We start from the raw sequence: 14,647 nt of genomic DNA, 5'->3' as shown, positions 1-14,647 counted from the left end.
ATCATAAAATGGATTACAATTTCAGAGACATTGAAAGCAAATGGCAACGGAAATGGGCCGAAGAGAAGACCTACCACGTAGTGGAGGATGAGAAGAAGAGCAAGTTCTACGTGCTCAACATGTTCCCCTACCCTTCCGGCGCCGGACTGCATGTGGGCCATCCGCTGGGATACATCGCTTCGGACATCTACGCCCGCTACAAACGGCTGCAAGGTTTCAACGTCCTGAACCCCATGGGCTACGACGCCTACGGACTCCCCGCCGAGCAATACGCCATCCAGACGGGGCAGCACCCGGCCAAGACGACCGAGGAGAACATCCAACGATATCGCCGCCAGCTGGACAAGATAGGCTTCTCGTTCGACTGGGACCGCGAGGTGCGCACCTGCGACCCTGATTACTACCACTGGACGCAGTGGGCCTTCGAGCGGATGTTCGACAGCTACTTCTGCAACGACAGCCGGAAGGCCCGTCCCATCGAAGAGCTGGTGAAGCGTTTCGAGACGCGGGGCACCGAAGGACTCGACGCGGCGCAGAGCGAGGAACTGCGGTTTACGGCCGAGGAGTGGCGCGCCATGAGCGAGGTGGAGCAGCAGCAGACGCTCATGAACTACCGCATCGCCTACCTGGGCGAGACGATGGTCAACTGGTGCCCGGGACTGGGCACGGTGCTGGCCAACGACGAGGTGGTGGACGGCGTGAGCGAGCGCGGCGGCTATCCCGTGGTGCAGAAGAAGATGCGGCAATGGTGCCTGCGCACGTCGGCCTACGCGCAGCGGTTGCTCGACGGACTCGACACCATCGACTGGACGGAGTCCATCAAGGAGACGCAGCGCAACTGGATCGGCCGTTCCGAAGGCACCGAAATGGAATTCAAGGTGGCCGACAGCGAGCGGCATTTCACTATTTTTACGACGCGCGCCGACACGATTTTCGGCGTGACGTTCATGGTGCTGGCGCCCGAGTCGGAGCTGGTGGACGAACTGACGACGCCGGAGCAGCGGGCCGAAGTGGACGAATACCTGGCCTATGTCAAGAAGCGCACCGAGCTGGACCGCATGAGCGACCGCAAGGTGACGGGCGTCTTCAGCGGCAGCCACGCCGTCAATCCGTTCACGGGAGACAACATTCCCATCTATATATCCGAATATGTGCTGGCCGGCTACGGCACGGGAGCCATCATGGCGGTGCCCGCCCACGACAGCCGCGACTATGCCTTCGCCAAGCATTTCGGCCTGCCCATCGTCCCGCTGGTCGAGGGTGCCGATGTCAGCGAGGAGAGTTTCGACGCCAAGGAGGGCACGGTGATGAACTCGCCGAAGGCCGGACGCACGGCACTCGACGGCTTCAGCCTGAACGGATTGACCGTGAAGGAGGCCATCGCCACGACGAAGGAGTTCGTGAAGAGCCACGGATTGGGCCGCGTAAAGGTGAACTACCGCCTGCGCGACGCCATCTTCTCGCGCCAACGCTACTGGGGCGAGCCGTTCCCCGTATATTACAAGGACGGCATGCCACGGATGATACCCGAGGAATGCCTGCCCTTGCAGCTGCCCGACATCGAGACCTACAAGCCCACCGAGACCGGCGAACCGCCTCTCGGACGTGCCAAGCGGTGGGCGTGGGACGAGAAGAACCGGGAGGTGACGGAGACCGCGCGCGTCGACAACGTGTCCGTCTTCCGCCTCGAACTCAACACCATGCCGGGCTTCGCGGGCAGTTCGGCCTACTATCTGCGCTATATGGACGCCCGCAACACGACGGCCCTCGTGGGAAAAGCGGCCGACGACTACTGGCAGGATGTGGATCTCTACGTCGGTGGCACAGAGCATGCCACGGGACACCTTATTTATAGTCGTTTCTGGAACAAGTTCCTGTTCGACTGTGGCGTAAGTTGCAAGGAGGAACCTTATCGCAAACTTGTCAACCAAGGTATGATTCAGGGGCGCTCCAACTTCGTTTACCGTGTCAATAAGTCGGCCGAGGATGTGGCGTCGTCGGCTCCTGTCTTTGTATCTTTCGGACTGAAAGACCAATACGACACTACGCCCATCCACGTCGACGTGAACATCGTCGACAACGACGTGCTCGACCTGGAGGCGTTCAAGGCTTGGCGACCCGAATACAACGACGCCGAATTTATCTTGGAAGACGGTAAATACATCTGCGGGTGGGCCGTTGAGAAGATGTCGAAGTCGATGTTCAACGTTGTCAACCCCGACAGAATCGTCGAGAAGTACGGCGCCGACACGCTCCGTCTCTATGAAATGTTCCTCGGTCCGGTGGAAGCGAGCAAGCCCTGGGACACTAACGGCATCGACGGTTGCCACCGCTTCCTGCGCAAGTTCTGGAATCTCTACTTCGACAACCGCACCGGCGGGAGTGTCGTCAACGACGAAGAGCCGGGCAAGGACAGTCTCAAGAGCCTGCACAAGCTCATCAAGAAGGTGACCGAAGACATCGAGAAGTTCTCCTACAACACCGCCATCTCGGCTTTCATGATTGCCGTCAACGAACTGGGACAGCAGAAGTGCCACAGCCGCGGGCTGCTCCGCGACCTCACCATCCTGATGGCGCCGTTCGCCCCGCACGTCGCCGAGGAGCTGTGGCAGCAGCTGGGCGGGCAAGGCAGCGTGTGCGACGCCGCATGGCCCACATGGAACGCCGCCTATCTGGCCGAAGACGAGATGCAGCTCACGGTCAGCTTCAACGGCAAGGCACGCTATCAGAAGCTCTTCCCTGTTGACGCTTCCAAGGAGCTGATAGAGCAATCTGTTCTCGACGACGAGCGAAGCCTGAAGTATTTGGAAGGCAAGAGCATCGTCAAAGTAATCATCGTACCACGAAAAATCATTAATATTGTCATCAAATGATGCGTAAACAGCAAATCTGGAATGAGACCAAGGACTACTTGTTCATCACCATCGGTCTCCTTTTGTACACCATTTCGTTCACCGTTTTCCTCATGCCCTACCAGATTGTGGCCGGCGGCGTGACGGGATTGGCCGCCATTGTCTACTACGCCACGGGCTTCCGCATCGAGAACACCTACATTATTATCAACCTGGCGCTGCTTGTCGTCGCGTTGAAAGTGCTGGGATTCAAGTTCATGATGAAGACTATCTTCGCCATCTTCACGCTCTATTTCATGCTGATTGTGGCGCAAGACCTCCTTCCCAAACAGCCCAACGGCCTGCCCATCAAGCTGCTGGGTGAGGGCCAGGACTTCATGTCGATGGTCATCGGATGCGTCATCACGGGCATTGCCCTGGCCACGGTGTTCCTGCACAACGGCTCCACGGGCGGCACCGACATCATCGCGGCCTCCATCAACAAGTATCACAACATCTCACTGGGCACCGTCCTCATCGCCGTCGACTTCTGCATCATCGGCAGCTGTATGTTCATTCCGCAGTTCGGAACCTACATCGAGCGCGCCCACAAGGTGATGTTCGGACTCTGCGTGATGACCCTTGAGAACGTCTCGCTCGACTATGTGATGAACGCCCGACGCGAATCGGTGCAGTTCATGATATTCTCCCGCAAGTATATGGAAATCGCCGACGAGATCGGAACGCAGACGAATCACGGCGTCACGATACTCGACGGCCACGGCTGGTACACCGGTCAGGACGTGAAAGTGCTCTGCGTGCTGGCCAAGAAGAACGAGAGCACGGAGATATTCCGCATGATCAAGATGATCGACCCCAACGCGTTCGTCAGCCAGAGCAGCGTCATCGGCGTCTACGGCGAGGGCTTCGACGAGATGAAAGTGAAGGTAAAGAAGAAAAAGGAGATAGAGAAGGCATGAAAATCGTATTCGCAACGAACAACAAGCACAAGCTGGAGGAGATACGCGAGATACTCGGCAGCGGCTTCGACGTCGTGTCGCTGAAGGACATCGGCTGCAACGTGGACATCCCAGAGACGGGCGACACGCTTGAGGAAAACGCCCGCCAGAAGGCCGAATACGTCTTCAGCCGCTACGGGCTGGACTGCTTCGCCGACGACACGGGGCTGGAAGTGGAGGCCCTCGACGGCGCGCCGGGCGTACACAGCGCACGCTATGCCGAAGGCACCGACCACGACAGCCGGGCCAACATGGCCAAACTGTTGCGCGAAATGGCCGGCAAGGCCAACCGCAAGGCCCGTTTCCGCACGGTCATCTCGCTCATCCGCCATGACGGCGACCATCCGCTCGGCCGCGAACAGCAGTTCGAGGGCGTCGTGGAAGGCCGCATCAGCACCTCGCCCCACGGTTCCGAAGGCTTCGGCTACGACCCCGTCTTCGTGCCCGACGGCCACACGGAGAGCTTCGCGCAGCTTGGCGAAGCCGTCAAGAACACCATCAGCCACCGCGCAAGAGCCGTGAAGAAGCTGGTGGACGAGCTGACTCGCCAACCCATTCACCCATCCATCTGAACAACCACCCGCCGACTTGAACACCACCCGCCAACTCATCATCGCTCTCCTGCTGCTGACAGCCTCTCACGGCATGGCGCAGACCGGCACCTGGAGGGCCTATCCCGCCTACCACGACCTGCAACAAGTGGAACAGGCGGGCAAGTTGCTCTACGTCAGGGCCTCGGGCGCGCTCTATTCCTACAACCGCGGCGACCAGAGCCTGCAGACCTTCGACAAGGCCCGCAGCCTGAGCGACTGCGACATCGCCCACATCAGCTACAACACGGCGGCCCGCCGGCTCGTCATCGTCTACACGAACCAGAACATAGACCTGCTCGACGACCGTGGCGACGTCAGCAACCTGACCGCCTACCACACCGCCACCGTGACGGGCGACAAGACCGTCTACAGCCTCTACACGCAGGGCGAACACACCTATCTCTGCACGGGCTTCGGCATTGTGAAGCTCAACGCCCGCAAGGCGGAGGTCAGCGAGACCTACAACCTGGGCTTCCGCGTAGACCATTGCTACATCGAAGGCAGCCGATTTTATGCTGCCAGCTCCACCAACGGACTTTATTCGGCCCCGCTCACGGCCAACCTGCTCGACAAAGCCAACTGGCAGCGCACGGGCGACTACACGCCACGGCCGCAAGACATCGACCCGCAGCTGCTGGCCGAGGTGCGGCAGCTGCGCCCCGGCGGCCCCCGCTACAACAAATTCCACCAACTGACCTGGGCCAACGGCCGACTCTATGCCACCGGCGGCGGCTTCAGCTACCTCACCGACGACGGCACGCCGGGCATGGTGCAGCAGATGGAGGGCGACGGCGAGGCCTGGTCGCTCTTCGACGAACACGTGAAGGAGAAAAGCGGACTGAACTTCGTGGCCTCGGAGGCGTTGGCCGTCGACCCCACCGACACGGCCCACGTGGCCGTAGGTGCCCGCAGCGGCCTGTTCACCTTCAACCACGGCGTGCTCAAAGACGCGTTCAACAGCAGCAACAGCGAACTTTCCACGGGGGTGAACCCCGACTACACCATCATTTCGGGCCTCACTTTCGACCCCCAAGGGAGCCTGTGGCTGCTCAACAGCTATTCGCCCGACCGCAACCTCTTCGAAATCAAGCCCACAGGCGAATGGGTGTCCCACTTCCAGCAAGGGCTGATGGACGGCGGCCAAAGCCTTCTCTTCATGCGCAGCGCCTTCTTCGACCGCCAAGGACGCCTATGGTTCGTCAACTCCCATTGGGGACTGCCCGCCCTTCTATGCTACGAGCCGGCCACCGACAAGCTGAGAATGATCCGCAATTTCGTCAACCAAGACGGCACGACGCTCGTCGTCACCCATCTGCGAAGCGCGGTGGAAGACCGCGAGGGCAACCTCTGGCTGGCCACCAACATCGGTCCGCTCATGCTCGACGCCACCGAAACGGAGAAGGAAAACCCCGTGTTCACCCAGGTGAAGGTGCCCCGCGACGACGGCAGCGACCGTGCCGACTACCTGCTGGGCGGCGTCGACATCAACTGCATCGCCATCGACGGCGCCAACCGCAAATGGATGGGCGCCAACGGCAGCGGCCTCTATCTCATCAGTGCCGACAACATCCGGGAAGTGAAGCACTTCACGCGTGCCAACAGCCCCCTGCTCTCGGACAATGTGGAGAGCATGGCCATCGACGGACGCACCGGCCGCCTCTTCATCGGCACCGACAAGGGCCTCTGCTCCTATGTGGCCGACGCCACGGAACCGGCCGGCGAGATGCGGCAGGACAGCGTGTATGCCTATCCCAACCCCGTGCGGCCCGACTACAGCGGCCCCATCACCATCACCGGACTGAGCTTTGACGCCGACGTGAAGATAGCAACAGCCGACGGAACGCTCGTGCATCAGGGACGGAGCCTGGGCGGCAGCTACACCTGGGACGGACGCGATCGCCAAGGCCGACGGGTGGCCAGCGGCGTCTACACAGTGTTCACGGCCACCGCCGACGGCAAGAAAGGAACGGTATGCAAAATCGCGATCGTCAGATAACGCTGGGGGTCGCGGCCCTTTTCACGCTGGCGCAACTCCTGCTGCTGGCCCATTACGGCTACACGCCCTACCCCGACGCCGAAGGCTATGTGCTGCTGGCCCGTCAAAGCCTGGCCCAAGGCAGCCTCTACCCCACGCTGCAACAAATCAACCACGAACCTTTCATCTGGAACTGCGGGGCCATCAACCTGGTGGCTCTCAGCCTGTGGCTCACCCACTCCATCACTCCCCTGCTCCTTTTCTACGCCGTGCTCAAAGGGGCGACGGCCTGGCTCACGACGGCCGTGGCCCACCGCCTCTTCGGCCGTCGCACGGCACTGCTCACCCTGGCCCTCTACGTGGCCTATCCCGCCAACTACGGCGAGTGCACTTCCGTGCTGAGCGAAACGCCCTTCGTCTTTCTCGTCATGCTCGCCTTCCATCAGGCACTGCGCCATCGGCCGCTGGCGGCGGGCACGCTGTTGGCCTTGGCGCAGTGGATTCGCCCCTTCGCGCTGGTTTTCCTGCTGGCCTGGGCCGTGTACGCGTGGGCGCACGGGCGACGCCGCTCCATCCTTTCCACGTGCCTAAGCTATGCCGCCACCCTGCTGCTCATCGGCGGCAGCTGCCAGTTGCGCACGGGTCATTTCATCTGCCAGGCCCAAACGGGCTGGATGGCGCTGCTGCAATATTCCGTCGACCACGCGGCGGCACCCGACACGGCCCTCCTCAGTACGCCCGACGGCCTGAACGCGCCGCAACGCAACGACCTGTGGCGCAGCCGCACGCTGCAATGGATGGCCCGCCACCCGGAAGAATACCTGACACAAATGCCACGCAAGCTGGCCGAAACCTATGCTTCCGACAACGTGAACTTCTGCGCCTTCCTGCCCGACAAGGCCACATCGCCCTATCTCTATGGGCCGCTGAGCCTGCGCTCGCTTTGGCGCGACTGGCCGCACCTCACGCCCGTGCAGGCCCTGACAGTCTTCAACCTGCTTTTCTACGCCACCCTGCTCCTCCTTTTCCTCGTGGCCGTGGCACGACAGCCCCGCCGCCTGCTCCTGCCCGCCGCCGTGGTGCTGCTCGGCACGCTCATGTTGCTGGTCGCCGGCCATGGCGAAGCCCGCTTCCACATCCCTTTCATGCCGTTTGTAATCATGGCAATCACAGTAGGGGAGAGCACGAAAGGCAGAAAGGCAAAAGGGTAGAAAGCCAAAGGCCCGCTTTCACGTTGCCAAAGGGCCACGATTGCAAGACAAAAGGGCCACGATTACCGTGCAAAAGGACAGCTTTTGTCTTTAAGACATAAAGACATGATGTTCTTAAGGCATAAGGACATGTTTTTTCTGATTGTGTGTTTTAGACATAAAGACATAAGGACATGTTTTTCCGATTGTGTGTTTTTAGACATAAAGACATAAGGACATATTTCCTTGTTGTCGGGGTAAAGACATAAGGGCCGCAAGCGGCCAAGAAAGACATAAAGCAAGGTGGAATGTGAAGTGAGAAGTGAGAGTGGGAGGTAGTGTAATTTCATGTGGAATGTGAAGCATTCAGCTTTCTTTTGCCTGTTTCTATCCGTCAGGTAAGCCCTCCCTACGTGGGGAGGGTTTGGGAGAGGCCGTCGGGAGTTTGCACTCCCCTCCCTTTGGAGGGGGCGGGGGAGGCCGTCGGGCCGTTGGGCCGTTGGTCTGTTGGCCGTTGGGTCTATTGAGGCTTAAAGAAATAGAAAAATAAGCCCTTTCTTGCCGTTTCCACGGAATAATCGCTATCTTTGCGGCCTATACGCGTATAAGACAGAATGAACTTCAACTTATTAGTGACGGGCGCAAGTGGCTTCATCGGCAGTTTTGTGGTCGAAGAAGCCTTGCGCCGAGGCATGGAGGTGTGGGCCGGCGTCAGGAAAAGCAGCTCGCGCCAATACCTTCAGGATTCACGCATTCATTTGATCGAACTCGACTTCTCTTCCGCAGACACGCTGCGGGAGCAGCTCCGGGGCCACCGCTTCGACTATGTGGTGCATGCCGCCGGGGCCACCAAATGCCTGCGCACGGACGACTTCTTCCGTGTCAACACCGAGGGGACGAAGCACTTGGTCGACGCCCTGCTGGCCCTCGACATGCCGCTCCGCCGCTTCGTCTATTTGAGCAGCCTCAGCGTCTTCGGCGCCATCCGCGAAGAACAACCCTATCAGGAGATTGACGAGAACGACATGCCGCGGCCCAACACGGCCTACGGACGGAGCAAGCTGGAGGCCGAACGCTATCTCGACAGCATCGGCAACGACTTCCCCTACATCGTGCTGCGGCCCACGGGGGTCTACGGGCCGCGCGAGAAGGACTACTTCCTCATGGCCAAGGGCATTCGGCGGCACATGGACTTCGCGGTGGGATTCCGCCGTCAGGACATCACCTTCGTGTATGTGGAGGACGTGGTGCAAGCCGTATTCCTGGCTTTCGACCACGGCATGAACGGCCGCAAGTACTTCCTGAGCGACGGCAACGTATATCAGAGCAGCGACTTCAGCAACTACATCCACGACGCCCTGGGACGCCCGTTCCGCGTCAGGCTGACGGCACCGCTGTGGGTGCTGCGCCTCGTGACGAGGGTAGGGGAGTGGTGGGGGCGCGCCACGGGCCGCATGACGGCGCTCAACAACGACAAATACAACATTCTGCGCCAGCGCAACTGGCGATGCAACATAGAACCGACGATGGATGAACTGGGCTATCACGCCCGTTACGACCTGAAACGAGGCACCGACCTCACCATCCGCTGGTATCAGGAGAACCATTGGTTATGATCATTAAAGATTTATTTAAGATAGAATCCTCTCCCCGACGCGGCCTACTCCCTTTGGAATGGGCCGTACTGGGCTACATGATGTTCACGTTATTGATGGTGCTTTTCACTTTTACGCGCCTCGAAAACCCCGAATCCATGATATGGGATCGGCTGAAAGTGGGCATTATGACGGCAGGTTTGTGGGCCAGTTACAGGCTGTTGCCCTGTCGGTTGGTGATGTTTATTCGGGTGATGGCACAGTTTGCGCTGCTGGCCTGGTGGTATCCCGACACGTATGAGTTGAACCGCGTGCTGCCCAATCTTGACCATGAGTTTGCTTGGGCCGACCAATGGTTCTTCGGTTATCAGCCGGCGCTGGTCTTTGCTCAGCGTTTTCCGTCGTATATAGTGAGCGAACTCATGGATATGGGCTATGCCGCCTACTATCCGATGATAGCGTTGACAGGATTATATTTCTTTTTCTATCGCTATAAAGATTTTCATCGGGCAACGTTCGTGCTCATCGCGTCGTTCTTTGCCTACTATGTCGTGTTCGTACTGGTGCCTGTCGTGGGCCCCACCTTTTATTACAAGGCCGTAGGAATGGGCGATATTGCTCGCGGTGTGTTCCCCAATGTGCACGATTATTTCAATACTCACCAGGATTGTTTGCCCAGTCCGGGCTATCAGGATGGCTTGTTCTATCATCTGGTAGAAGACGCCAAGGCCGCCGGCGAGCGTCCCACGGCCGCCTTCCCCAGTTCGCACGTGGGCATTTCTACGGTCTGCATGCTGCTCATCGGCTGGGCACGCAATTATCGTTTGCTCCTGTTGATGACCCCGTTCTACATCCTTCTTTGTCTGGCTACGGTCTATATTCAGGCTCATTACGCTGTCGACGCCTTCGCTGGACTGCCTACGGGAGTATTGACTTTCTGGCTTTTCATGAAGACCTACCCAAAAACCTACCCCATCCCTCCCAAAGGGAGGGGGCGCTGACTGGGAACAGCAGGCTGACGGGAGCAGTCTGGGCTGTCCAATCTCAAACAACAAGCAATATAATATGAAGAAACTCTATATCGAAACATACGGTTGCCAGATGAACGTGGCCGACAGTGAGGTGGTGGCGTCTGTGATGCAGATGGCCGGCTACGAGATATGCGAAACGGAGGAAGAGGCCGATGCTGTCTTCCTCAACACCTGCAGTATTCGTGAGAATGCGGAAAACAAGATTTATCATCGCCTTGACACGCTTCATGCCGAACAGCGAAGACGGGCCGCCGAACAAAAAAGGCAACAACCCAACACCCTCACAACCCCACAACCCATCCTCGGCGTTCTCGGCTGCATGGCTGAGCGTGTGAAGGACGACTTGATACAAAACCATCACGCCAATTTGGTGTGCGGTCCCGACTCTTATCTTAATCTGCCCGAAATGATTGCGCAGTGCGAACTGGGTCATAGCGCGGCCGACGTGGAGCTATCGACCACCGAAACCTATCGCGACGTGATTCCGCAACGCATCGGGGGCAACCGAGTGAGCGGCTTCGTGAGTATCATGCGCGGGTGTAATAACTTCTGTCATTACTGCATTGTGCCCTATACGCGTGGACGGGAGCGTAGTCGCGACGTAGAAAGTATATTGAAAGAGGTGCGCGATTTGCACGATAAGGGTTTTAAGGAAGTGACGCTGCTGGGGCAGAATGTCAACTCTTACGGTCTGTTGCCTAATGGGAAGCGACCTGCCGACGGCGTTTCGTTCGCCCAACTGCTGCGCAAGGTGGCCCAAAGCGTGCCCGATATGCGCGTGCGTTTCACCACTTCTAACCCCGAAGACATGACCGAGGACATCCTCCATGCTATTGCCGACGAACCCAATCTCTGCAAACATATCCATTTCCCGGCACAGAGTGGTAGCAACGCCACGTTGCGCGTGATGAACCGCAAGTACACCCGCGAGGACTATTTAAGTAAAGTTGAGGCTATCCGCCGTATCATTCCGGGTTGCGGACTCACCACCGACATCTTTGTGGGTTATCATAATGAGTCGCAGGAAGATTACGAACAGACGCTCAGTCTGGTCAGGGAAGTGGGCTTCGATTCGGCATTCATGTTCAAATACAGCGAACGTCCCGGCACTTATGCGGCCAAACACCTGCCCGACAACGTACCCGAAGAGGAGAAGGTGGCCCGCCTGAACAAACTCATTCAGTTGCAAACGGAAATCAGTGCCGAGCAAAACAAGAAGGATGAGGGCCTGGAATTTGAGATACTTATTGAGCGTTTTGCCAAGCGCGATCGCAATCATCTCATGGGACGAACCGAACAGAACAAGGCCGTTATCATTCCTAAGGGTAATCATCATATCGGTGAACGGGTGAAAGTAAGAATCACCGGCTCTACCAGTGCCACGTTGTTTGGCGAAGAAATATAATTCAGTCTGACCCCGACAGGTAGCGTCAGGCCCTTTTAAAAAGCCATTTCATGAAAGAATTCCTTCAAGTTCTCCTTCGGTTTGTGCCGCCCTACAAGCGTTACTTGGCGTGGAGCGTGTTCTTCAATATCCTTTCGGCCATATTGAACGTGTTCTCTTTTGCCACGCTGATACCCATGCTCAGTATTCTTTTCAAGACCGGCGACGGACAGAGTGCTACGTCGCTCATGCCCGTTACGCTCAGTAACCTGAAGGATTCGCTGATGAACAACATGGACTACTACGTGAGTCAGCTCGTCAATAGCTGGGGTGCCACCACCACATTGCTCATCATCGGCCTCATGTTGGCTTTCATGACCATGCTCAAGACGGCCGCCTACTTCCTTTCTTCGGCCACGATTATTCCTATTCGTACAGGTGTGGTGCGCGATATTCGCAACCAACTCTATCAGAAAATCAACGCGTTGCCCATCGGTTTCTTCAGCGAGGAGCGCAAAGGCGATATCATTGCCCGCATGAGTGGTGACGTGCAGGAGATAGAAAGCTCTATCATGTCGAGCCTCGACATGCTTTTCAAGAACCCTATTCTTATCGTTATCTACTTCTCGGCCTTAGTGTTGCTGTCGTGGCAGCTGACGATTTTCACCATTGTTTTCGTGCCCCTTTTCGGTTGGTTCATGGGATTGGTGGGACGCAAGCTCAAGGCCCGGAGCATCAAAGCGCAGGCCCTGTGGAGCGATACGATGAGTCAGGTGGAGGAAACGCTTGGTGGTTTGCGCATCATCAAAGCCTTCTGTGCCGAGGAAAAGATGAACCGCCGCTTCGATCGCGTTAATTCGGCCTATCGAAGTGACATCATGCGGGTGAATATTCGTCAGCAAATGGCCCACCCTATGAGTGAGTTTCTGGGTACGGTGATGATTGTTGTTGTGCTGTGGTTCGGCGGTATTCTCGTGTTGAGCAATAAAACCATCGACGGACCTTCGTTTATCTACTACATGACGCTGCTTTATAGTATCATCAATCCGCTGAAAGAGTTTTCCAAGGCGGGCTATAACATACCGAAGGGATTGGCTTCGATGGAACGTGTAGACAAGATATTGAAGGCCGAAATTGATATTAAGGAGAAAGAAAATCCCACTCATATCAGCAGTTTTGAACATCAGATAGAATTTCGTAATGTCAGTTTCGCCTACCGTTCGTCATCCTCGGGCGAGGGTGAACCGCTCATTTACGTGCTCAAAAATATTAACCTCATCATTCCCAAGGGTAAGACCGTGGCCTTGGTGGGTCAGAGTGGGTCGGGTAAGAGTACGCTTGTCGACCTGATTCCACGCTATTACGATGTGCAGGAAGGTGAGATATTGATAGATGGAATCAATGTGCGCGACCTTGGTTTGCACGATCTTCGCCAACTCATCGGTAACGTTAATCAGGAAGCAATCTTATTTAACGACACATTCCGCAATAACATTTCCTTCGGCGTAGACAACGCTACGGAGGATCAAATCATAGAAGCGGCCAAGATTGCCAATGCCTATGACTTCATCATGGCGTCGGAACAAGGCTTCGATACCAATATCGGCGACCGTGGCGGAAGGCTGTCGGGCGGTCAGCGTCAGCGTGTAAGTATTGCGCGTGCCATCCTAAAGAACCCGCCCATACTGATCCTTGACGAAGCCACTTCGGCACTCGACACCGAGAGCGAACGGCTTGTTCAGGATGCTTTGGAGCGACTAATGAAGACGCGCACCACCGTGGCTATCGCCCATCGCCTGTCTACCATCAAGAACGCCGATGAGATATGCGTGCTCCACGAGGGCCGTATCGTGGAGCGTGGTACCCACCAAAGCCTCATCGAAAAGGATGGGTATTATAAGAAGTTGCACGATATGCAACAGTAGATACCCACCCCAACCCTCCCAAAGGGAGGGAGCCACTCACTTGCGCTATTTATAAATAAACGGCTGACTTTAAAGTAATAAATTACAACCAAAAATATAACTCGTTTTACCCCGTCAGGCACTCCCTCCCTTTGGGAGGGTTGGGGTAGGTATCTTATGTTCAAGTTCTTCTACATCCTCTCCTTGTTGCCGCTGCGCCTGCTCTACGTGGTGGCCGATTTCGAATATCTGCTGCTCTACTATGTCTTCCGCTACCGACGGAGCACCGTGCGCCGCAACCTGACGAGTTCGTTCCCCGAGAAGAGTGCGGCCGAGATACGACGCATTGAGCGCGGCTTCTACCGATGGTTCGCCGACTACTTCTTCGAGGCCATCAAACTGCTGTCCATCAGCGACGGCGAACTGCGCCGACGGTTCCGCGTCATCGGTTCCGAACAGGTGGAGCAATGCTTCCGCGAGGGCCAGAACGTGGCGGCCATCCTTGGACACTACTGCAACTGGGAATGGCTGTCGTGCGTGGGCATCGACCTCGACGAGAGCCGTGTGACGGGCCTCATCTATCATCCGTTGCGCAACAAGGCCTTCGACAACCTCTTCCGCCGCATCCGCTCGCACGAGAAGAACGCTGTGCCCATCCCCAAGAAAGACATCCTGCGCCATCTCGTCGACTACCGGCGGCGCGGTATCATGTCCATCTTCGGCTACATCAGTGACCAAGGGCCCAAGTGGCAAAACATCCATTTGTGGCTGCCGTTCCTCAACCACCCCGAGACACCGGTCTTCACGGGCGGCGAACGCATCATGCGCAAGATGGACGACGCCGTGTTCTACGTGGAGATGAGCCGCCCCCGCCGCGGCTACTACACCGCCACCTACCACCTCATCACCCGCCGGCCCAACGACATGCCCGAGCATGCCATCACCATCCGCTTCTTCCAACTGCTCGAAGCCACCATCCGCCGCGAACCGCGCTACTACCTCTGGACGCACAACCGATGGAAACGGACGAAGAAGGAATGGGAAATGAGGAATGGGAAATGATGAATTGAAAGTGAGAAATCAAGTGGCATGTCCGCCAAGATGTTCTGTGTAGCGGGCGATATC

Annotated in this window: 10 protein-coding genes; all 10 read left to right on the top strand. The window is 57.3% G+C overall.

All coding sequences use genetic code 11. The features are described from left to right. The first annotated feature begins 8 nt into the window (after nt 1-8). The 10 genes from leuS (at nt 9) to K334_RS0109835 (ending at nt 14,584) form a co-directional block, all read left to right on the top strand. A complete protein-coding gene (leuS, locus tag K334_RS0109880) occupies nt 9-2,873 on the top strand; it encodes a leucine--tRNA ligase (protein WP_027444896.1) in 2,865 nt (954 codons plus the stop codon). Further along, a complete protein-coding gene (locus K334_RS0109875) occupies nt 2,873-3,811 on the top strand; it encodes a YitT family protein (RefSeq protein ID WP_404828098.1) in 939 nt (312 codons plus the stop codon). The genes leuS and K334_RS0109875 overlap by 1 nt, the downstream gene beginning before the upstream one ends. Then, complete coding sequence (locus K334_RS0109870; protein ID WP_025882033.1) at nt 3,808-4,422, top strand: non-canonical purine NTP diphosphatase; 615 nt, start codon at nt 3,808-3,810, stop codon at nt 4,420-4,422. The genes K334_RS0109875 and K334_RS0109870 overlap by 4 nt, the downstream gene beginning before the upstream one ends. Nucleotides 4,423-4,438: 16 nt before the next feature. Beyond that, nucleotides 4,439-6,439, top strand: a complete 2,001-nt coding sequence (porZ, locus tag K334_RS0109865) for a type IX secretion system anionic LPS delivery protein PorZ (RefSeq protein ID WP_025882031.1) — start codon at nt 4,439-4,441, stop codon at nt 6,437-6,439. Continuing rightward, a complete protein-coding gene (locus K334_RS0109860; protein ID WP_027444894.1) occupies nt 6,415-7,629 on the top strand; it encodes a glycosyltransferase family protein in 1,215 nt (404 codons plus the stop codon). The genes porZ and K334_RS0109860 overlap by 25 nt, the downstream gene beginning before the upstream one ends. 593 nt (nt 7,630-8,222) lie before the next feature. After that, a complete protein-coding gene (locus K334_RS0109855; protein ID WP_027444893.1) occupies nt 8,223-9,224 on the top strand; it encodes an NAD-dependent epimerase/dehydratase family protein in 1,002 nt (333 codons plus the stop codon). Next, nucleotides 9,221-10,204, top strand: coding sequence for a phosphatase PAP2 family protein (locus K334_RS0109850; protein ID WP_027444892.1), 984 nt, complete (start codon nt 9,221-9,223; stop codon nt 10,202-10,204). Before K334_RS0109855 ends, K334_RS0109850 begins: the two co-directional genes overlap by 4 nt. A gap of 64 nt (nt 10,205-10,268) precedes the next feature. Next, a complete protein-coding gene (gene miaB / locus K334_RS0109845; RefSeq protein ID WP_025882030.1) occupies nt 10,269-11,639 on the top strand; it encodes a tRNA (N6-isopentenyl adenosine(37)-C2)-methylthiotransferase MiaB in 1,371 nt (456 codons plus the stop codon). Nucleotides 11,640-11,689: 50 nt separating this feature from the next. Then, nucleotides 11,690-13,543 (top strand): ABC transporter ATP-binding protein, encoded by a 1,854-nt coding sequence (locus K334_RS0109840; RefSeq protein ID WP_027444891.1) that lies wholly within the window; start codon nt 11,690-11,692, stop codon nt 13,541-13,543. A 96-nt stretch (nt 13,544-13,639) separates the two neighbouring features. Then, on the top strand, nt 13,640-14,584 hold the full coding sequence (locus tag K334_RS0109835) for a lysophospholipid acyltransferase family protein (protein WP_262499396.1): 945 nt from the start codon (nt 13,640-13,642) through the stop codon (nt 14,582-14,584). Nucleotides 14,585-14,647: the final 63 nt, after the last annotated feature.

The organism is Segatella baroniae DSM 16972 = JCM 13447 (genome assembly GCF_000426585.1).
Classification (GTDB): domain Bacteria; phylum Bacteroidota; class Bacteroidia; order Bacteroidales; family Bacteroidaceae; genus Prevotella; species Prevotella baroniae.
Note: the sequence above shows the minus strand (reverse complement) of the source record. Positions and strands in the feature narration are given on the sequence as shown.